General features: G+C 74.3%; 12 protein-coding genes, 2 tRNA genes and 1 pseudogene. 11 read left to right on the top strand and 4 right to left on the bottom strand.

Features of this window, described 5'->3' with window-relative positions:
- Positions 1-105: 105 nt before the first annotated feature.
- From ACGFZP_RS18225 to cobA, 9 genes are all read left to right on the top strand, one after another.
- Complete coding sequence (locus ACGFZP_RS18225) at positions 106-363, top strand: hypothetical protein (RefSeq protein WP_392933774.1); 258 nt, start codon at positions 106-108, stop codon at positions 361-363.
- Between the two features lie 379 nt (positions 364-742).
- Positions 743-1,246: a GNAT family N-acetyltransferase gene (locus ACGFZP_RS18230; protein ID WP_392933777.1), complete on the top strand. Its 504-nt coding sequence runs from the start codon at positions 743-745 to the stop codon at positions 1,244-1,246.
- A 562-nt stretch (positions 1,247-1,808) separates the two neighbouring features.
- Positions 1,809-2,849: a methionine ABC transporter ATP-binding protein gene (locus tag ACGFZP_RS18235; RefSeq protein ID WP_392933780.1), complete on the top strand. Its 1,041-nt coding sequence runs from the start codon at positions 1,809-1,811 to the stop codon at positions 2,847-2,849.
- Positions 2,846-3,592: a methionine ABC transporter permease gene (locus tag ACGFZP_RS18240; protein ID WP_392933783.1), complete on the top strand. Its 747-nt coding sequence runs from the start codon at positions 2,846-2,848 to the stop codon at positions 3,590-3,592. Before ACGFZP_RS18235 ends, ACGFZP_RS18240 begins: the two co-directional genes overlap by 4 nt.
- Before the next feature lie 59 nt (positions 3,593-3,651).
- The gene (locus tag ACGFZP_RS18245) at positions 3,652-4,479 is read left to right on the top strand and encodes a MetQ/NlpA family ABC transporter substrate-binding protein (protein WP_392933785.1); all 828 of its coding nucleotides are present in this window, start codon (positions 3,652-3,654) and stop codon (positions 4,477-4,479) included.
- A gap of 185 nt (positions 4,480-4,664) precedes the next feature.
- On the top strand, positions 4,665-5,366 hold the full coding sequence (locus ACGFZP_RS18250) for a GNAT family N-acetyltransferase (protein ID WP_392933787.1): 702 nt from the start codon (positions 4,665-4,667) through the stop codon (positions 5,364-5,366).
- A gap of 225 nt (positions 5,367-5,591) precedes the next feature.
- On the top strand, positions 5,592-6,854 hold the full coding sequence (cbiE, locus tag ACGFZP_RS18255) for a precorrin-6y C5,15-methyltransferase (decarboxylating) subunit CbiE (RefSeq protein ID WP_392933790.1): 1,263 nt from the start codon (positions 5,592-5,594) through the stop codon (positions 6,852-6,854).
- 593 nt (positions 6,855-7,447) lie between these two features.
- A complete protein-coding gene (gene cobT / locus ACGFZP_RS18260) occupies positions 7,448-11,281 on the top strand; it encodes a nicotinate-nucleotide--dimethylbenzimidazole phosphoribosyltransferase (RefSeq protein ID WP_392933793.1) in 3,834 nt (1,277 codons plus the stop codon).
- 105 nt (positions 11,282-11,386) lie between these two features.
- Positions 11,387-12,634: a uroporphyrinogen-III C-methyltransferase gene (cobA, locus tag ACGFZP_RS18265; protein ID WP_392933795.1), complete on the top strand. Its 1,248-nt coding sequence runs from the start codon at positions 11,387-11,389 to the stop codon at positions 12,632-12,634.
- A 361-nt stretch (positions 12,635-12,995) separates the two neighbouring features.
- Here cobA and ACGFZP_RS18270 read toward each other — a convergent pair whose 3' ends face one another.
- On the bottom strand, positions 12,996-15,764 hold the full coding sequence (locus ACGFZP_RS18270) for a SpoIIE family protein phosphatase (RefSeq protein ID WP_392933797.1): 2,769 nt from the start codon (positions 15,762-15,764) through the stop codon (positions 12,996-12,998).
- A 97-nt stretch (positions 15,765-15,861) separates the two neighbouring features.
- On the opposite strand from ACGFZP_RS18270, the gene ACGFZP_RS18275 reads away from it, so the two are divergent.
- Positions 15,862-16,668: a TrmH family RNA methyltransferase gene (locus ACGFZP_RS18275; protein WP_392933800.1), complete on the top strand. Its 807-nt coding sequence runs from the start codon at positions 15,862-15,864 to the stop codon at positions 16,666-16,668.
- Between the two features lie 1,789 nt (positions 16,669-18,457).
- On the opposite strand, the pseudogene ACGFZP_RS18280 reads toward ACGFZP_RS18275, so the two are convergent.
- Positions 18,458-19,285: pseudogene (locus ACGFZP_RS18280) on the bottom strand (serine/threonine-protein kinase); the annotation flags it as partial.
- A gap of 439 nt (positions 19,286-19,724) precedes the next feature.
- Between ACGFZP_RS18280 and ACGFZP_RS18285 the strand changes: the two are divergent.
- Positions 19,725-19,922: a hypothetical protein gene (locus ACGFZP_RS18285; RefSeq protein WP_392933803.1), complete on the top strand. Its 198-nt coding sequence runs from the start codon at positions 19,725-19,727 to the stop codon at positions 19,920-19,922.
- Positions 19,923-20,298: 376 nt separating this feature from the next.
- Here ACGFZP_RS18285 and ACGFZP_RS18290 read toward each other — a convergent pair.
- A tRNA-Val gene (locus ACGFZP_RS18290) sits at positions 20,299-20,370 on the bottom strand.
- 41 nt (positions 20,371-20,411) lie between these two features.
- Positions 20,412-20,483, bottom strand: a tRNA-Val gene (locus ACGFZP_RS18295).
- Positions 20,484-20,506 lie beyond the last annotated feature (23 nt).

Genomic DNA, 20,506 nt, shown 5'->3' on the forward strand with positions numbered 1-20,506 from the left:
CCCGAAGCCGGGGGAGGGGCGCGGCGGGTTGACCGCCGCGCCCCTTTCGCGTGCTCCGGCCCCGGCGGCCGTGACCGGCCCCGCCCGGGGCGAGTCATTCACCGTATGCGCACCAACCTCCCCCACGCCCCCTCCGCCGAGGAACAGGTGTTCGCCGAGCGCCGCCGACGCGTCGTCCGCGAGGCGGTGGCGGCGCTGCCCGGCCGCTGCCCGCAGCTGGTCGCCGCGCTCGCCGAGGACCCTCCGCCGAGCTACCGCGAGCTCTCCGCCCGCCTCGGCATGCCGCACGGCTCCATCGGCCCCACCCGCTCCCGCTGCCTCGCCTGCCTGCGCACCCTGCTGCACGCCGAACGCCACCTGTGACCCCGTCGCCGCCCGTCCGCGCCCGCCCGCAGGGCCCCGCCGTGCGGTCCGGCCCCGCCCCTTCCCGTCCGCCACCCGCGCCCGGCCCGCCCCGGCAGTCCGACGTGACCCTCGCCACGTCGGGCGGCCGGGAGGTTGAGAGCAGCTGACACACGGGTAGAGCGGTGGCGAACGTAGCTCTTGACGACGCCGCGATCGCTTGGATACTGAGCGTGAGCGCGTCGCCGGTGTCGCGGGCCCGACCAGGGCCCTGCGGCTGGTACGTTCGTGCGCCACCCCCGGTCAGGGCAGATCCCCGGCCGGGACATCTCCGGCAGGGCATCCGGTGCGGCACCCTCACGTTTGCGCGCCGGGCACGACGATGGGGAGGCCCCAGCACATGGGCATGAGCGTGATCATCGCGGCGGCGGACGCCGAGGACGCGGAACAGATCCTCAAACTCCAGTACCTCGGCTACCAGAGCGAGGCCGAGCTGTACGGCGACTGGACCCTGGAGCCGCTGACGCAGTCCCTGGAGAGCCTGCGCGAGGAGCTGACCGAGCAGCACTTCCTGGTCGCCCGCCTCGGCGGCGAGGTGGTCGGCAGCGTCCGCGGCCAGGTCGGCCCGGACGGCATCGGCCGGATAGGGCGCCTGGTGGTCCACCCCCGGATGCAGCGCCACGGCCTCGGCGGGCGCCTGCTGGAGGCGCTGGAGCGCCGCCTCGCCGAGGGCGACGGCCCGCTGACCGCCTACCGCCTCTTCACCGGCCACCGCAGCCTCGGCAACCTGCGCCTCTACGCCCGCCAGGGCTACCGCCAGACCACCGTCGAGCAGATCGACGGCCGGCTCACCCTGGTCCACCTGGAGAAGCCCGCGGTGGCCCGCCTCGCCGCCACCGCCTGAGCCCCGCCACGCCCCGCGCCCCACCCGGCGCCGCTACCATTCGGACGATCGGTGGCGGCGCCGAGGCATATCACCGCAGGTCACAGCGGTAGCCGTCCGCATTGCGGACGGTCGGTCCGAATAATTGGGACGGGATCGATCGATCTGATTTACTGGCTCACATGACTGCGACGACGAAATGGACCCCCACCGGCACCCTGCCGGCAGGTGAGAGCGCCATGTGTCGTCGAATGTGTCACCGCTGAGGGCCACTGTCCCCCCGGCCTCCCGCTGGGGACGCCCCCGCTCTCGCGCCCCGAAGCGAGACCCCCGGCCGCTCCCACCCGAGTGAGCGCGCCCCCTGCCGCCGCTGAGAAGCCGCCCCGTCCGCCTGCCCGCCCGCAGACGGCCGGCCTTCCCCTGATGACTCGTAAGGGCCACGCCGTCGCGCGGCCCGGCCGCCCAGCGGCGACGATCAAGGGGTGGCAGGTCCGGACCCCCCTGGCGCAACGCCGCCCACGTCGCCGACCGCAACCCGGTCCGGCGGCAGAACGCCGTCCGCCCCCGACCCACGGAAGCAGCTGTGATCACCACCACGGACCTCACGAAGGTCTACCGCTCCCGCGGCCGCGAGGTGACCGCCCTCGCCGGCGTCGACCTGCACGTCCGCCCCGGAGAGGTCTACGGAGTCGTCGGCACCAGCGGCGCCGGCAAGTCCACCCTCATCCGCTGCGTCAACATGCTGGAGCGCCCCAGCTCCGGCACGGTCACCGTGGACGGCGTCGAGCTCACCTCGCTCGCCGGCGGCGAGAACCGCGCCGGCAGGGAGCTGCGCGAGGCCCGCCGCCGCATCGGCATGGTCTTCCAGCACTTCAACCTGCTCGCCTCCCGCACCGTCCAGCAGAACGTCGAACTCCCACTGGAGATCATCGGCCTGGACCGCACCGAGCGCCGCCGCAGGGCCGCCGAACTGCTCGACCTGGTCGGCCTCGCCGACAAGGCCCGCAGCTACCCCGGCCAGCTCTCCGGCGGCCAGAAGCAGCGCGTCGGCATCGCCCGCGCCCTCGCCGGCGACCCCAAGGTGCTGCTCTCCGACGAGGCCACCTCCGCGCTCGACCCCGAGACCACCCGCTCCATCCTCAAGCTGCTGCGCGACCTCAACCAGCAGCTCGGCCTCACCGTGCTGCTCATCACCCACGAGATGGACGTCATCAAGTCCGTCTGCGACTCCGCCGCCCTGATGCGCGGCGGCAAGGTGGTCGAGTCCGGCGAACTGACCGACCTGCTGGCCAAGCCCGGCTCCGAACTCGCCCGCGAGCTCTTCCCGCTCAGCGAGTTCGCCTCCGGCCACCCCGGAAAGACCGTCCTGGAGATCACCTTCCAGGGCGACACCTCCGCCCAGCCGTTCGTCTCCCAGCTCGCCCGCACCTACCAGATCGACATCAACATCCTCGGCGCCGCCGTCGAGACCATCGCCGGCCGCATGGTCGGCCGGATGCGGGTCGAGCTCCCCGGCACCCGGGCGGACAACGTGGTGCCGATCGGCTTCCTGCGCGAGCAGGGCCTGCAGGTGGACGTGCTCGACGCGGACGGCTTCGACAAGACGAAGGGAGCGGCGGCATGACCTGGGACCAGATGCAGGAACTGATGTGGCCCGCCACCTGGGAGACCCTCCAGATGGTCGGCGTCTCCACCGTCGTCACCGTGCTGCTCGGCCTGCCGCTCGGCGTACTGCTGGTACTCACCGACAAGGGCGGCCTGCTGGCCAACCGGCCGGTCAACAAGGTGCTCGGCGCCGTGGTGAACATCGCCCGCTCGGTGCCGTTCATCATCCTGATGATCGCCCTGATCTCCTTCACCCGCTGGCTGGTCGGCACCTCCATCGGCTGGGAGGCCGCCACGGTGCCGCTCACCATCGGCGCGATCCCCTTCTTCGCCCGGCTCGTCGAGACCTCCGTCCGCGAGGTCGACCGCGGCCTCATCGAGGCCCTCCAGGCCATGGGCGCCTCCACCTGGACCATCGTCCGCAAGGCCCTACTGCCCGAGGCCCTGCCCGGCCTCGCCGCCTCCGTCACCACCACGATCATCACGCTGATCAGCTACTCGGCGATGGCCGGCGTGGTCGGCGGCGGCGGACTCGGCACCCTCGCGGTCAACTACGGCTACTACCGCTTCGAGACCGGCTTCATGTGGATCATCGTCGCGGAGCTGGTGATCATCGTGACCATCGTCCAACTGCTCGGCGACTACACCGTCCGCCGACTTGCCAACCGCGGCCGCACCGGCGGCCGGCCGCGACTGCTCGGCCCGCGCGGCACCACCCCCGCCGCCCCGGCCACCTCCGGCGAGGACCTCGTCGCCCCCTGAGACCACCCGACGTCCGCACCTGGACGCGGCTCCCCGTATCACGCAGAAAGGCACTTTTCGTGCGCAACGCCCTGAAGTTCACCAGCATCCTCGCCACCGCCGGCATCGCCCTCTCGCTCGCCGCCTGCGGCAGCTCCGGGTCCTCCGGGTCCTCCGACCCGAACGCCCCGCTGACCGTCGTCGCCAGCCCCACCCCGCACGGCCAGATCCTCAAGTTCGTCAAGGACAACCTGGCGGAGAAGGCCGGCCTCAAGCTCACCATCAAGGAGGTCACCGACTACGTGACCCCCAACACCGCGGTGCAGGACGGCTCGGCCGACGCGAACTACTTCCAGCACGTCCCGTACCTGGAGGACTTCAACAAGAAGCACGGCACCCAGATCGTCTCGGTCGAGCCGGTCCACCTGGAGCCGCTGGGCGTCTACTCGAAGAAGATCAAGGCCATCGGCGACCTTAAGGACGGCTCCACCGTCGGCCTGCCCAACGACGCCACCAACGAGGGCCGCGCGCTCAAGCTGCTCGCCGACAACAACCTGATCACCCTCAAGGCCGGCGTCGGCACCGCCGCCACCCCCTCCGACATCACCGGCAACCCGAAGAACCTCAAGTGGAAGGAGCTGGAGGCCGCCCAGCTGCCCCGCTCCATCGACGACCTCGACGCCGCCGTGATCAACGGCAACTACGCCCTCGACGCCGGCCTCAAGCCGGCCGGCGACTCCCTGCTGCTGGAGAAGGCCGAGGGCAACCCCTACGCCAACATCCTCGCCGTCAAGCAGGGCAAGGAGAACGACCCGCGGGTCAAGAAGCTCGCCGAGCTGCTCCACTCCGCCGAGGTGAAGAAGTACATCGACGACACCTTCAAGGGCTCCGTCATCCCCGCCTTCTGAGCCACCCCGCCTGCCCCGGACCGGGCCCCCGCCGCATCCCGGCGGGGGCCCGGTCGGGCAGTATGCAGGTAGTGACACCCTGACAGGCCGAGTTCTGACGTACCGTCGTGCGGGCCGTGCACCGCGTCACACCCGGGCACCGGCGAGGCGTACGGTGTGTCAACGACCCGGCGAGGAGAGACGGCATGGCAGCGAGCTTCCCCGAGACCGCCATCAGCACCGAACGGCTGCTGCTGCGCCCCCTTGCGGAGGACGACGCCCCCGGCCTGGCCGCCATGATGGCCGACGAACTGGTCCTGGCCTGGACGGACCTCCCGCACCCCTTCACCGAGGGCTACGCCGCCGAGCTCGCCCGCACCCTCGCCCCCGCCCACCGGCTGGCCGGCCGCGGCATCGTCTTCGCCGTCACCGAGCACCTCACCCAGCGCCTGGTCGGACTGGTCGAACTGCGCAACACCGACTGGCGGCTGCGCTCCACCGAGATCGCCTACGTCACCGCCCACTGGGCCCGCGGCGAGGGCTACGCGCCGGAGGCCGTCCTCGGGGTCGCCCAGTGGCTCTTCGAGGACCGCGGCTTCCTGCGTCTGGAGATGCGCACCGCCGCCGGGAACACCGCCGCCCAGCAGGTCGCCCAGAAGATCGGCGGCATCAGCGAGGGCGTGCTGCGCAGCGCCTGGATAGTGCGCGGCGAATCCGCCGGCTCTGGTGGGGCCGGGGGGTCCGGCGGCTCCGGCGGGTCGGCCGCGGGGGCTCCGGTCGGCCCCCGGGGCGGGGAGGAGAGCCGCAGCGACGTCATCCTGTGGAGCCTGCTCCCCGAGGACATGGAGGCCCCGGCCGAGGTGGAGTCCGGCTGGCACGGCGACCACCGGTACGTCCTGCGCGACTGACCGCCGTCCTGCTCCGTTCTGCCCTGCCCTGCCCTGCCCTGCCCTGCCCGTTCGCCGCGCTCGCCTCGCCCGTCCGGGAGGCCGCTGCCGCCGGGTACGTGACGGACATGTGTACGAGTTGTCGGCGCAAGGGGGATCACACCCGGTAGCCTCTGTCCGGCGCCGCACACCGGCGCGAAGGACCGGCGCGGACGAGCGCACCGAGGCGAGGGAGAACGGCCGCAGATGGCTGACCGGATCACGGTCATCGGGTGGGACGGCACACCACTGACCGAGGCCGCCGGCGCGGCGCTCGCCGCGGCGACCCTGGTGGCCGGCGCCCCCTACCAGCTCAGCGCCCTCCCGGTGCCGCCCGGCGCCGAACGGATCGTCCTCGGCAACGTCCGACTCGCCGCCCACCGGATCGCCGAACACCGCGGCGCCGCCGTCGTCGTCGCCGAGGGGGACCCGGGCTTCTTCGGCGTCGTCCGCACCCTGCGCCGCCCCGAGTACGGCCTCGAACTGGAGGTCCTGCCCGCCGTCTCCTCGGTCGCCGCGGCCTTCGCCCGGGCCGGAATGCCCTGGGAGGACGCCCAGGTGGTCAGCGCCCACGGCGGACGGCTGCGCCGCGCCGCCAACATCTGCCGGGCCAACCCCAAGGTCGCGGTGCTCACCGCGCCCGGCGCCGGGCCCGCCGAACTCGCGCTGATGCTGCGCGGGGTGCACCGCACCTTCGTGGTCTGCGAGGCCCTCGGCACCTCCGAGGAGGACGTCACCGTCCTGACCTCGGACCGGATCGCCGACCACGTCTGGCGCGACCCGAACGTGGTACTGGTGATCGGCGGCAACAGCGGCGGCCCGCAGCCCGGCGCGAACGGCGAGGCGGCCGGATGGCTGGCCGGGCGTCCGGTCGGCTTCCCCGGCGCGGAGCGCGGCTGGGCGCTCCCCGGCGACGCCTACACGGGCGCCGGGCGCGCGACGGACGGACCCGGCGCATCGGAGGCGCTCCCCGCGCACGTCCGCGCGCTGGTGCTGGCCCGTCTGGGTGCCCGCCCGGGGGACCTGGTCTGGTCGGTCGGCGCGGGCAGCGGCGCCCTCGCCATCGAGGCCGCGCGGTTCGGCGCGGCCGTGGTGGCGGTGGAGGCCGACAGCGCGGCCTGCGCCCGGCTGACCGTCAACGCGCGCCGCTACGGCGTCGAGGTGGAGACCGTCCACGGCCGCGGCCCGGAGGTGCTGGGCGGGCTGCCGGAGCCGGACGCGGCCGTGGTCGAGGCCGGCGGCCCGGAGGTCGTGCGCGCGGTGCTGGCCCGCCGCCCCGAGCGGTTCGTGGCGGTGGCCGGCACCCTCGCGGAGGCGGAGGAGCTCCGCCGGGCGATCACCGGGGCCGGCTACCGGGCGGACGGCGCCCTGCTGCAGTCGGCGCCGCTGAGCGCGACAGGTGGCGGGGGGCTGCGGTTCGGGGCGGGGGAACCGGGCGTGCTCCTGCTCTGGGGTGAGCAGATCGTGTGAAGACAGTGCGCCTCCGACGCCGGGCCGGGCATGCTTCCAAGCGTCCGCAGCAGGCCTCCGGTGGTTGCCCGGTGGCCGGTCGGTGGCTGCCCGACGGGCTTTCGGTGCGCCGTCGGCCGCCGGCCTGCGGTCCCTCCCCGCGCCTTCGTGCGGTGATCCAGGTCGCATCCGGACACCGATTCGAGAGGTGACAGTGCCGGGCCGGTAGTGTGGCGTCCTGGGCTGCTGCGGCGGCCGGTGACCTGCCCGATCCAGTCGGTTTGTCGCCTTTTTGACGTGCTGCAACCCGATGTGGCTCGGAGTGTGGGCAATTCGACGGGCCGCGTGCCGGACCTGGAGAATGCCGTAGGGTCCGGTGCGGTCGTGCCGGTTGCCCCGGGTTGTCGTTGTTTCAGATGGCGCGCCGACCCTGACGGGTGGTGCGCGGGCCGGTGTGCCGCAGCGCGCCGGAAGGACTTCGGCCGCAGCGCCCCGGCGCGGCGGCCGCGTGTGATTGAGGGGCGGGCCGGTGCAGGCCCGGCCCGTGCGGATGGGCGCTGCGGTCGGTGATCGCGTCGCCAAGGACGCGGCAGCGGCCTGGAAGGAGCTTTGACATGACCGATGGCGGCCACGTCCCGAACGAGGGACTGCCGGAGCACCTGCTCGCCGGGCCCGACCCGCTCGGCGGCCCGGAGGGCGTCGCGGTACCCGTCGCACCCGTGCAGGGCATCGCGACGGACGGCGGTGTCGTGCCGAACCCCGCGGTGCCGGGGACGGGCCTGCCGGGCGCGATGGCGCCCGGCGCCGCCGTGATCCCGCCGCAGGGCGCCGGTGTCGTGGGGCAGGCCCCCGGCTTCGGCGTGCCGGTCGCCGGTGTCCCCGGGGAGGGCTGGCCCGCCGAGGGCGGTGCGCCCCGCCCCGCCTTCCACTTCCTGGACCAGCCCGACCAGCCGGATCTGCTCGACGAGGACGACGACGTCCTGCTGATGCCCGGTCCGCAGGGCTCCTGGGGCGAGCCGCTCGCCTCCGCCACCGAGCCGGACGCCGCCGCGCAGTACGGGGACGGGCAGTACGGGGACGGCCAGCAGGCCGCGGCGGGGGCACCGGGCATCCCGGTCGACCCCTCCTGGCCGCCGCTGGAGCCGCCGCTGCTCGGCGCCGCCGACCCGGCCGCGCAGCAGGCCCAGGCCTTTGCGCAGGCTCAGGGCCAGCCGCAGGCCGTCCAGAACCCGCTGCAGGCGACGGGCCAGGACGCACTGACGGCGACTCAGCCGCCGCGCCGCCCGCTGCACGCCGGTCCGCCGATCCCGGACCCGTCGCTGATGACCGGCCACGTCCCGGTCCGCTCGCTCGCCGACCGCGGGCCGTCGCAGGGCGGCACGCCCGCGCACGGCATCCCGGTCGTCATCCCCGTGGTCGGGCAGCCCGAGCCGCAGTTCGCCGCGCCGATGGCCGCGCCGGTGCAGGCCCCGGCGCAGCCGCAGGCCGTCCCGGTCGTGTCGGGTCAGCCGGTCCAGTCCGCTCAGCCGGTCCAGGACGTGCAGTCGGCCCAGGACGTGCAGCCGGCTCCGCAGCCGGTCGAGGCGCCGCAGGCCCTCGTCGCCGAGCCGGTCGCCGAGCCCGTGGTGACCGCCGAGCCGGTCGCGGCAGAGCCGCTCACGCCGGTCGCGGCCGGGGGCCAGACCGAGGTCCAGGCTGCGGTCCAGCCCGAGCCGACCGTCGAGGCCGTGCCCGTCGAGGCCCCGGAGGCCGCGGCGGTCCCGGAGACCGTGGCGGACCAGACCCTGCCGGTCGAGCAGGCGCCGCAGGCCGAACCGGTCGTCGAGCCCGCTCCCGCCGACGCACCGGCAGCCACCGACGCGCTCACCGCCACCGACGTCGTCACCGAGGCCGGCGAGCCCGGTGCCGCCGCCCAGCCCGAGCAGCAGCCGACCGCCCCGGTCGGCCAGCCCCGGCGTATCTCGGCGTTCCTCGCCGCGCCCACCCCGCACGGCCTTCCGCAGGTCGAGCCCGTCGAGTCGGCCGCGCCGCAGCAGCCCGCCCCCATAGCGACCGCGGCGCAGCCCGAGGTGCCGACCGCCGAGCAGGCACAGCCTGTCGAGGTGGCACAGCATGCCGACCCGGCGCAGGATGCCACTCTGGCGCAGAGCGCCACCGAGGCAGACCGTGTCACCGAGGCAGACCAGGCCGCCGTGGCGGAGACTGCCGCAGTGGCAGAACACGCCATTGAGGCACAGCCTGCCGACCAGGCACCCGATGCCGCCGACACCCAGGTCACCGCCCCCGCGACCGAGGCCGCCCCCGGTGCCGAGGCCGGGACCGCAGCGGAGACCGCCGTCGGCACCGGCGAGATGCCCTCTGGGCAGGCCGTGACCGCCCCGGAGACCGAGCAGCAGCCGCAGGAGGCCGCCGTGCAGGAGGCCGCCCCCGCCACCGAGTCCGCCGTGGAGCCCGAGTCGGCTGTCGAGCCGGTTGCCGAGCCCTCCGCTGAGCCGGTCGCCGAGCCCGAGGCCGCCGCCGCGACGGAGTCCACCCCGGACACCGCAGCCGCTCCGCCGGCCGAAGCGCAGGCCGACGCCGCATCGGACGCCCCGACCGACGCCTCCACCGACGCCCCGGCCGAGGCCGGCCCCGGCGGCCCCGTCGAGGAGGCCGCCCAGGAGGAGCCCGTCGAGGAGCCCGCCGAACCGCGCGGCCCCGCCGCCCCCGGCTACGACGAGGCCGGCCGCGACGCCGTCCACCAGGTCATCCGCGAGCGCCGCGACATCCGCAACGGCTTCCGCCCGGACGCGATCCCGCACGAGGTGCTGATCCGCGTCCTGGAGGCCGCCCACACCGCGCCCAGCGTCGGCTACTCCCAGCCGTGGGACTTCGTGGTGATCCGCTCGGCCAAGACCCGCCGCAAGATGCACGAACTCGCCGAGCGCCAGCGCGAGGCGTTCGCGGACTCGCTGCCCAAGGGCCGGGCCAAGCAGTTCAAGGAAATCAAGATCGAGGCCATCCTCGAAACGCCCGTCAACATCGTGGTGACCGCCGACCGCACCCGCGGCGGCCGCCACACCCTGGGCCGGCACACCCAGCCCCAGATGGCCCCGTACTCCGCCGCCCTCGCCGTCGAGAACCTCTGGCTGGCCGCCCGCGCCGAAGGCCTCGGCGTCGGCTGGGTGAGCTTCTTCGACGAGGACGAGATGGTCCGCGAGCTCGGCCTGCCCGAGCACCTGGAGGTCGTCGCCTACCTCTGCGTCGGCTACGTCGACGTCTTCCCGGACGAGCCCGAGCTCCAGCAGCAGGGCTGGGCCAAGAAGCGCCCGCTCTCCTGGGTCGTCCACGAGGAGCAGTACGGCAACCGCGCGCTTCCCGGCGAGGAGCCGCACAGCCTGCTCGCCGACACCCTGCGCGGCATCCGCCCGCTGGACGCCAAGGCCCTCGGCGAGGCCTGGGACCGCCAGAAGCGGATGACCAAGCCGGCCGGCTCCCTCGGCATGCTGGAGATCATCTCCGCCCAGCTGTCCGGCCTCTCCCGCAAGTGCCCGCCGCCGATCCCGGAGCCCGCCTGCGTGGCGATCTTCGCGGCCGACCACGGCGTGCACGCCCAGGGCGTCAGCCCCTGGCCGCAGGAGGTCACCGCCCAGATGGTCGGCAACTTCCTGGCCGGGGGAGCGGTGGTCAACGCCTTCGCCAAGCAGATCGGCACCGAGGTCTGCGTGGTCGACGTGGGCGTCGCCTCCGAGCTGCCCGACGCGATCCAGCAGGGCCGCACCACCGGCCTGCTCCCGCGCAAGGTGAAGCCCGGCACCGACGACATGACCCAGGGCCCGGCGATGAGCCGCGAGGAGGCCCTCAAGGCCATCGAGGTCGGCATCGAGACCGCCCGCGACCTCGTCGCCGCCGGAAACAAGGCCCTGGTCACCGGTGACATGGGGATCGCCAACACCACCGCCTCGGCCGCCCTGATCTCGGTCTTCACGGGCCTGGACCCGGCCGAGGTCACCGGCCGCGGCACCGGCATCGACGACGAGACGCACGCCCGCAAGGTCGAGGTGATCCGCACCGCACTGGCGCTGCACCAGCCGGACCCGAGCGACCCGATCGGCGTCCTCGCCGCCATCGGCGGCCTGGAGCACGCGGCCCTCGCCGGCTTCCTGCTGGGCGCCGCCTCGCTGCGCACCCCGGTCATCCTGGACGGCGTCATCGCCGGTTCGGCCGCGCTGGCCGCCAAGGCGATCGCCCCCGAGGTGCTGGCCGCCTGCATCGCCGGGCACCGCTCCGCCGAGCCCGGCCACCAGGCCGCGCTCGCCAAGCTCGGACTGCGGCCGCTGATCGACCTGGACCTGCGGCTGGGGGAGGGCACCGGTGCCCTGCTGGCCCTCCCGCTGGTGCAGAGTGCGGCCCGTGCGATGCACGATGTAGCCACGTTCGACTCCGCCGGGGTCACCGAGAAGGCCTGACGCACATCGTCACCGCTTCGCGTACCGGCCCGAGGGCGCGCCGGTACGCGGAGCGGTGACGCGCCGTACCCCCACCACCCTCACCCCGACCCAGGAGCACCGCCCATGACCGCGCCCACTCCTCACCCCAGCACCGAGGGCCGCACCCCGTACCCGGTCGGCCTGCTGCTCGCCGGCCGCCGCGTGGTCGTGATCGGCGGCGGCCACGTCGCCCAGCGGCGACTGCCGGCCCTGCTCGCCACCGGTGCGGACGTGCACCTGATATCCCCCGTGACCACCCCCGCCGTCCAGGCCATGGCCGACGCGGGCGAGCTGACCTGGCACGAGCGCCGCTACCAGGACGGCGACCTCGCCGCGGCCTGGTACGCGCTGGTCGCCACCGACGACCCGGCGGTCAACACGGCGGTCAGCGCCGAGGCCGAGCGGGAGCGGGTGTTCTGCGCCCGCAGCGACGACGCGGCGGCCGCCACCGCCTGGACCCCGGCCAGCGGCCGCGACGCGGGTGCCACCGTGGCCGTCCTCACCGGGGACCCGCGGCACTCCGCCGCCCTGCGCGACTCCATCGTGGACGGCCTGCGGGACGGTTCGCTGGCCGCCCGCCAGTTCCGCTCGCACGGCGCGGGCGTCGCCCTGGTCGGCGGCGGCCCGGGCGACCCGGACCTGATCACCGTGCGCGGCCGCCGCCTGCTCGCGGACGCGGACGTGGTGGTCGCCGACCGCCTCGCCCCGCGCGAGCTGCTGGCCGAGCTGCCGGAGCACGTCGAGGTGATCGACGCGTCCAAGATCCCGTACGGGCGGTTCATGGCCCAGGAGGCGATCAACCGCACGCTGATCGAGCACGCCAAGGCGGGCAGGTTCGTGGTGCGGCTCAAGGGCGGCGACCCGTACGTGTTCGGGCGCGGCGGCGAGGAACTGCTGGCCTGTGTCGAGGCCGGGCTGCCGGTCACCGTGGTGCCGGGCATCTCCAGCTCGATCAGCGTGCCGGCGGCGGTCGGCGTCCCGGTCACGCACCGTGGGATGACGCACGAGTTCACCGTGATCTCCGGCCACGTCGGCCCGGACGACGAGCGCTCGCTGACCAACTGGGAGGCCGCCGCGCGGATGAACGGCACGCTGGTGCTGCTGATGGCCGTGGACAAGATCGGTGCGATCGCGGCCAAGCTGATCGAGTGCGGCCGCCCGGCCGACACCCCGGTCGCCGTCGTCCAGGAGGGCACCACCGCGGCCCAGCGCCGGGTCGACGCCACCCTCGCCACCGTCGCCGCCACGGTCGCCGCCGAGCAGATCAAGCCCCCCGCCGTCATCGTCATCGGCGACGTGGTCAACGTCCTCGCCCCGGCCTTCCCCGCCTGACCCCCGCCCACGGCACCCCCTGCCCAACCCACTCCCGCCCACGGCACCCCCGCCCACGGCCCACCCTGCCGTGAGCGGGCCCCTGCGCTCTGACGGCGCCCCCGCCCACGAGCCACCCCCGCCCTGAGCGCGTGCTGCACTTTGCAAAGTCCCACTTTGCAAAGTGCAGCACGCGCTCAGTGAAGCGGCCCCGGACAGTTCGGGCTGTTTGCAAAGTGCGACTTTGCAAACAGCCCGGAGTGGGAAGTCGGACCGCCCGACTTCCCACTCCGCCCTCCACCCAGCCGCCCCGCCCGCCCTCCGCCCCTGCTGCGCCGCCGGCCCCGCGCTGCCCCCACGCACCCCTTCCCACCCCGCACACTCACTCCAACGGCTGCTCGGTCCAGATCACCTTCCCGGTGGCCGTGTACCGGGTGCCCCACCGGTCCGCGAACTGCGCGACCAGGAACAGCCCGCGGCCGCCCTCGTCGGTCGTCGCCGCGTACTTCAGGTGCGGCGACGTACTGCTGGTGTCGGACACCTCGCAGATGAGCGCCCGGTCGCGCAGCAGCCGCACCCGGATCGGCCCGGTCCCGTACCGGATCGCATTGGTCACCAGCTCGCTCAGGATCAGCTCGGTGACGAACGCCGCCTCGTCCAGCCCCCACAGCGCCAGCCGCTCCGCCACCGCCGCCCGTACGCCGCCCACCGCCGCCGGGTCGGACGGCACCTCCCACTCCGCCACCTGGTCCGAGGCCAGCACCCGCGTCCGGGCCACCAGCAACGCGATGTCGTCCTGCGGATGCGCCGGCAGCAGCGCGCCCAGCACATCCGCACAGGTCTGCTCCGGCGTCCGGTCCGGCCCGGCCAACGCCACCCGCAGCATTTCCAGCCCCACGTCGATGTCCCGCTGCCGGTCCTCCACCAGCCCGTCCGTGTACAGCACCAGCCGACTGCCCTCCGCCACCTCCAGCTCCACCGTCTCGAACGGCAGCACCGCCAGCCCCAACGGCGGCCCGGTCGCCAGCTCCGGGAACTCCACCCGTCCGTCCGGGTACACCAGCGCCGGCGGCGGATGCCCCGCACTCGCCAACGTGCACCGCCGCGACACCGGGTCGTAGATCGCGTACAGGCAGGTCGCCCCCGTCAGCGCCGCCCCGCCACCGGTCGCCGACTCCTCCTGGTCGAGCCGGTTCACCAGGTCGTCCAGATGCCCCAGCAGCTCGTTCGGCGGCAGGTCCAGCGTCGAGAAGTTGTGGATCGCCGTCCGCAGCCGCCCCATCGTCGCCGCCGCGTGCAGACCGTGCCCGACCACGTCCCCGACCACCAGCGCCACCCGTGCCCCCGGCAGCGGGATCACGTCGAACCAGTCCCCGCCCACCCCCGCCTGGGCCGGCAGGTACCGGTGCGCCACCTCCAACGCGTTCTGCATCGGCAGACTGCGCGGCAGCAGACTGTGCTGCAGCGTCACCGCCATCGCATGCTCCCGGGTGTACCGGCGGGCGTTGTCGATGCAGACGGCGGCATGCGAGACCAGCTCCTCCGCCAGCGCCAGGTCGTCCTCCTCGAACGGCTCGGGCCGATCGGCCCGCCAGAACCGCACCACCCCCAGCAGCACCCCGCGGGCCCGCAACGGCACCCGCACCAGCGAGTGCACCCCGTACTCCAGCACCTGCGCGGCCCGCTCGGGGTCCTGCCTGCGCCACTCCTCCGCCTCCGCCAGCCGCGGCTCGACGGCCGGCAGCCCGCTGTCCAGCGTCCCGGCCAGCGGCGAGGCCGGAACCACCTCCAGCACCGTGCCCGCCGGGTAGAACGGCGAGTCGTCCCGCGCGCCGCAGAACGCCGCCCGGCGCATCCTCCCCAGCGCCATCCCCAGTGGGGGCTCCTCGCCCTCCAGCACCTGCTCGGCCAGGTCCACACTCACGAAGTCCGCGAACCGCGGCACCGCCACCTGCGCCAGCTCCTCCGCCGTCCGCGTCACGTCCAGCGAACTGCCCACCGTCACCCCGGCGTCGTACAGCAGCCGCAGCCGCCGCTGCGCCACCTCCGCCCGGCCGGACAGCGCCAGCAGCTCGGTGGAGTCCCGCAGGGTGGCCACACAGCCCGGCGGGCCGCCGTCCCGGTCGGTCAGCCGGACGTTGACGGCCAGCAGCCGCTCGCCGGCCAGCACCACCTCGTCGGTGATCGGCCGGTTGGCCGTCAGCAACCGCTCCGGCGCGTGGTCGAGCCCCAGCTCCGCCACCGGACGCCCCTCGGCGTCCGCGGGCAGGTCCAGCAGCCGGCGCGCCTCGTCGTTGCAGAGCAGCAGCACCCCGTCACCGCCGACGATCAGCACCCCTTCGCGCACCGCGTGCAGCACCGCCGCGTGGTGCTCGTACATCCGGGTCATCTCGGCCGGGCCGAGCCCGTGCGTCTGGCGGCGCAGCCGTCGGCTGATCAGCGCCGTCCCGCAGGTGGCCAGTCCCAGCGCGACCGCGGCGGCGCCCAGCACCATCGGCAGCTGCCGCTCGCTCGCGCTGCTCACATTGGCGATCGTGATCCCCGCCGAGACCATGCCGACCACCGAGCCGTCGGGAGCAGGCACCGGCACGACCGCCTGGACCAGCGGCCCGATGGTGCCGTTGACCCGCTCGGTCACCACCTGCCCGTTGAGCGCGGGCAGGTAGTCGCCGACGAACTTGTGGCCGATCCGGGCCGGGTTCGGGTGTGTGTACCGGATGCCGTCGGTGTTCAGGACGACGATGAAGTCCACGCCCGAGGCCACCCGCGCGTCCTCCGCCTTCGGCTGCAGGAGGGCCGTCGGATCCGGTGAACGGAGTGCCGCGACGATGCCGGGGGAGTTGGCGAAGGTCTGCGCGACCGCCACGGAGCGGTTACGGGCCTCCTGCGCGGCGTCGTTGCGGGACTGCACCACCAGCGCCACCGCGGCCGATGCCACCAGCAGCAGCACCACGAGCACCTGCAGGGCGAACACCTGACCGGCCACGGACCGGCGCATGGCCGACCCCGGCCGCGCCGCTCGCGGCTGCTGGTGCCGACCGTGTGGGCGCCCACCGGCGGAGCCGGCGGTACCGGTGGATCGGGAGGACACGGCGGAACCAGAAGCACCAGAGGCCGACGGAGCCCAAGATCGGCCCGGAAAACGGGCCATACTGCATATTTGCACTCCGGCAGCCGCAGGGCCAGGTCAAACGATCCCGGCCGTCGGCCGTTTGGCCTTCGCCACCCCGACTTGGCAAGATCGCAGGGTGTCCGAACCCAGCACCATCACCGACCCCGCAGACCCGCGCCTCGGCGACTACACCGGCCTGACCGACGTCGAACTCCGCCGCCGCCGCGAGCCCGCCGAGGGCCTGTTCATCGCCGAGGGCGAGAAGGTCATCCGCCGCGCCCTCGACGCCGGCTACCGGATGCGGTCGATGCTGCTGACGGCGAAGTGGCTCGACGTGATGGCCGACGTCATCGCGGAGGTGGACGCCCCGGTCCACGTGGTCGAGCCCGCGCTCGCCGAGGCCGTCACCGGCTACCACGTCCACCGCGGGGCGCTGGCCTCGATGGAGCGCAAGCCGCTGCCGGAGGCCGCCGAGCTGCTCACCGCGGCCCGCCGGGTGGCCGTCCTGGAAGGGCTGGTCGACCACACCAACCTGGGCGCGATCTTCCGCAGCGCGGCCGCGCTCGGCATGGACGCCGTCCTGCTCTCGCCCGACTGCGCCGACCCGCTGTACCGGAGGGCCGTCAAGGTCTCCATGGGCGCCGTCTTCGCCGTCCCCTACGCCCGGCTCGACCCCTGGCCGGCGGCCCTGGACGCCGTCCGCGCGGCCGGCTTCAGCCTCCTCGCCCTCACCCCCGCCGACATCGCCGTCGACCTGGCCTCCCTCACCCCGAACCGCCTCCCCAAGGCCGCCCTCATGCTCGGCGCCGAGGGCGACGGACTCACCCCCCAGGCCCTCGCCGCCGCGGACCACCCCGTCCGCATCCCGATGTCCCACGGCATCGACTCCCTCAACGTCGGAGCCGCCGCCGCAGTCGCCTTCTACGCCGTCACCACCGCCTGACCTCCACTCCCGCCCCCACCCCGGGCCTTCGCCACAAACCGACCTCCGCCCTTGTCTGCACTTTGCAAAGTGTGACTTTGCAAAGTGCAGACGGCGGAGAGTCAGGCCTGGCGCGGCAGGGACGCAAGGAGGCAGGGCCGACGTGCGCGCTGAACCAGCCGGGCCGTGGGCGGTGAGCCCGATGAGAGGTTGGCCTGTCGGCCCCCCACTCCCGTCGCGGTCGGCCGCGCCCTGGCGTCCAGGCGAGGAGTGGAAAGTCGGCCCGCCCGACTTCCTGTGCAGTGGCCGGTTGCCGCGCCAGGCCGGGGAGGCGTGCGGCTGGCGGCGCCCCCACAAGCCGACCACACCAAACGCCTGCCGAGGCGGGTGCTCAGCCCGTGGGCGCGGTGGGCGGCGCCGGGGCGGCGGCAGGCGGCGGGACGCTGGTGAGGCCGGTGCCGCCACCGGAGGCGCCGGCACCGGGCCAGGACTCCTCGATGCTCCCGTCGGCCCGCACCGTGTACCGCGTCGAGGCGACCGCGCCGGTCTGGGTGACGCGCTCCTCGCGGACCAGCGCGCCGCCGTCGAGCCGCCAGGTGGCCGTCGCCTGCGGGTCGGCGGCCGAGGAACGGGACGCCAGCGCCATCGGCGCATCCCCGTTGAACGAGAACAACTGCACCAGGTCGAGCGGAACCGAGCCCTCCGTCCGGCGCAGCATCACCAGGGCCGCCGGCGCACCCTTGTAGCGGGCGGGGAGTACGGCGCTGAGCGCCACCTGCGGCCCGTTGCCCGCCGAGCGTCCGTCGCGCAGCGCGACGGACGGGCCGCCCGCCGGATCCGGGTAGCTGCGGTTCGGCCAGTCCACGACCGGCAGGGCCCCCTGTGCAGCGGCCAGCGCCCCCTCCGCGGCCGGCGCGCTGCTGCGGGCCGCCGCCGAGAGCGGCGTCGCCGGCGGCGGAGCGGCGGACTGGGTCGCCCCGTCCGCCGACAGCCCGGCCCCCGGGGGAGTCGGCTGCTCGGCCGCCGCCGCGCTCACACGCGTACCGCCCGGCGCCCGGAGGCCCTGGTTGCCGCGGTCCTCACAGCCCTGCGCCGCCGCGATGGCCAGCGCGACACCGAGCGTGACGGTGATGAAGACGACCACCCGCTGCCGCAGCAGCCGCTGCCGCGAGGTGCTCGGACGGACGCCTGGGGCGGGAGTGTGCTGCCGGTCCCGGGTCCGCCCGCGGGGCCGGTCGGCCCGCTGCTCCCGATCCCGGAAGCCCTCCGCTCCACCGGGCCCGACAGGCCGGTCGGCCCGTCCGGGCGGCGGGGTCTGCTGGCGCTCGCGCAGCGGCCGAGTGGTCTGGGCGGCCTCCGGCCGGGGCATCGCCGCGGTCGGCGACTGCCCGTGCGGCCGTCGCTGCGGCGCGGCCCGGTGACCGCCCTGGTAGGGGCTCTGCCCGGCCGGGGGCGCGGAGTGCGCACGGCTCCCCGCCGCGGCCCGGGCCCGGGCCGGGTCCGGCGCCCGACCGGGCGCGGGGACGCCATGCTGTGCCGGACCCTGCGGCGAGGGGCCGGACGGCTGCACCGGCGTGGTGGGCCCGCCGCGCACCGCACCGCCGCCCGGGCCGGCCGCCGACCGAACCCCCGGGCGCCCGCCACCCGCACGGACCGCACCACCGACCCCGGCACCGCCACCAATCCCAGCGCCACCAACTCCAGCGCCACCAACCCCGACTCCACCAGGAGCGGCACCGGCACCGCCCGCCCCTGCGCCGCCGAAGCCCGGCCCGGCCACGCCGGCCCCGCCGAAGCCCGCAGCCGCACCACCCGCCGCACCGCGCGCCGCCAGCTCGCTGAGCCGCTCGTGCAGCGCCGCCGCGCCGGGCCGCTCACCGGGCTCCTTGGCCAGGCAGGCCCGGATCAGCGGCGCCAACTGCGGTGGCACGGCCGACAGATCGGGCTCCTCGTGCACGACCCGGTACAGCATCACCTCGGAGGAGGCCCCCGAACCGAACGGGGTGTCCCCGGTGAGCGCGTACGCCAGCGTCGCCCCGAAGGCGAAGACGTCGGTCGCGGGCGTGACGGCGGCCCCGCGCACCTGCTCGGGCGCCAGGAAGCCGGGCGAGCCGACCGCCGTGCCGACGTGGGTGAGTGTGCTGGCCCCGCGCGACCAGGCGATGCCGAAGTCGATGATCCGCGGGCCACGGGGGGAGAGCAGGATGTTCGACGGCTTGAGGTCGCGGTGGACCACCCCGGCCTCGTGCACCTTGACCAGTCCGTCGGCCAGTGCGGCCCCGATCCTGGCCACCTCGGGCCAGTTGAGCGCGCCCTCGTCGCCGACCCGCTTGTACAGCGAGGGCCCCGGGACGTAGGCGGTGGCCAGCCAGGGCCGGTCGGCCTCGATGTCGGAGCCGACCACACGGGCGGTGCAGCCGCCCCGGATCCTGGAGGCGGCGGCGATCTCGCGCGCGAAGCGGGTGCGGAACTCGAGGTCCTCGGCCAGTTCGGCGCGGATCAGCTTCAGCGCGACCCGCTGCCCCCGCCGGTCCGACCCCAGGTAGACGACGCCCATGCCGCCGGCCCCCAGCCGCCGGTGCAGCCGGTACGGCCCGACGATGCGGGGGTCCTCACGCCTCAGCCGCATCATCGCCATCTTCGTTCCCCGTCAGCCTGTGGGTGAGGCCCCGTCCGTTGGGGCATCGTCAGTTCCTGTCTGGCACAGCTTACGGACTGCCTGCTGCGGTGTGCTGATACGCAACACCTCAAGCCGCCGTGCGATTGTCGGATCTTGCACTGACATCGGGGTGGTGAGGGTGCCGAATCGTTTCTCGGGGTCGGCTCTCAGGGTTCCCTCGGGGGTCCGGTCGAGACCGTCTCCCCCTGCGGTAGTAGTCCCGAAGTCTGATCGTCATCCTCGGGGATGCCCGGAGAACAGTACGACGGCATGACGTCCGACTACCCCCTCGGGCAATAGCGTTGTGCTCAGCGGTGGACGGGGAGCTCGTCCCCCGAGGTAAGCCGTCCACCGCGCCAACATCGAGCGATCAGCACGGGCAGCGCGCACAGCTAGCGCACGAATCAGGAGTATGGGCATGGCACCGCAGCTCACGGGATCCTCCCACCGCCGTCGGCCGGCCTTCGCCCAGCGCCAGGCCGCCGAGCCGACCAGGCACCCGGCGGTGGCGCTGGCCATGGCGCTGCCCTGCGCGGTGCTCCTGATCATGCTGTTCGGCGGCTGGGAGCAGATGGCCAACCAGGCCCAGGCCGTCGTCGACCTGATCGGCCATTGACACCCGGCCGGGCTCCTCAGCCCGGCCGGCCACTGAACGGGCACTGGATCCCCTGGGGACGGGGAGCCGGTGCCGCCGGGGAAGGCCGCGCCCGCGGTGACACGCGGACGGGCGTGAGCGGTGCGCAGTGCACCCCGGCAGGCGGAGATGCCGCGTATGGACGTCGGTGAGGGCGTCCGTACGCGGCTCTTCATCTTTACCGGGCCCGCCGGTACAGCGGGTACAACCGGGCCCGCCGGTTCCGCCGCTCCCTCTGTCCGCCTCCCCGTAGGCACGGCCTCACCCCACGCGCGAGGACGGGCAGCCGAGCCAAGGCGCACCAACGACAAAAGGCAGGGGCCGAGATCCTCACGGATCTCGGCCCCTGCCTGTGCTGTGCGCGATACTGGGATTGAACCAGTGACCCCTACCGTGTCAAGGTAGTGCTCTCCCGCTGAGCTAATCGCGCCTGGTGTGGCGGTCCTGCAGCAGACCCCGAAGGATCCGACGTGCGCGATACTGGGATTGAACCAGTGACCCCTACCGTGTCAAGGTAGTGCTCTCCCGCTGAGCTAATCGCGCCTGGTGTGGCGGTCCTGCAGCAG

Origin of the sequence: Kitasatospora sp. NPDC048239, from assembly GCF_043202015.1 — a bacterium.
Classification (GTDB): Bacteria; Actinomycetota; Actinomycetes; order Streptomycetales; family Streptomycetaceae; genus Kitasatospora.

Excerpts from the sequence above, each read along its gene's own strand:
- ACGFZP_RS18250 (WP_392933787.1), top strand. The coding sequence starts at position 4,665 with ATGGCAGCGAGCTTCCCCGAGACCGCCATCAGCACCGAACGGCTGCTG.
- cobT (WP_392933793.1), top strand. The coding sequence starts at position 7,448 with ATGACCGATGGCGGCCACGTCCCGAACGAGGGACTGCCGGAGCACCTG.
- ACGFZP_RS18225 (WP_392933774.1), top strand. The coding sequence starts at position 106 with ATGCGCACCAACCTCCCCCACGCCCCCTCCGCCGAGGAACAGGTGTTC.
- ACGFZP_RS18270 (WP_392933797.1), bottom strand. The coding sequence starts at position 15,764 with ATGGCCCGTTTTCCGGGCCGATCTTGGGCTCCGTCGGCCTCTGGTGCT.
- ACGFZP_RS18230 (WP_392933777.1), top strand. The coding sequence starts at position 743 with ATGGGCATGAGCGTGATCATCGCGGCGGCGGACGCCGAGGACGCGGAA.
- cobA (WP_392933795.1), top strand. The coding sequence starts at position 11,387 with ATGACCGCGCCCACTCCTCACCCCAGCACCGAGGGCCGCACCCCGTAC.
- ACGFZP_RS18240 (WP_392933783.1), top strand. The coding sequence starts at position 2,846 with ATGACCTGGGACCAGATGCAGGAACTGATGTGGCCCGCCACCTGGGAG.
- ACGFZP_RS18285 (WP_392933803.1), top strand. The coding sequence starts at position 19,725 with ATGGCACCGCAGCTCACGGGATCCTCCCACCGCCGTCGGCCGGCCTTC.
- cbiE (WP_392933790.1), top strand. The coding sequence starts at position 5,592 with ATGGCTGACCGGATCACGGTCATCGGGTGGGACGGCACACCACTGACC.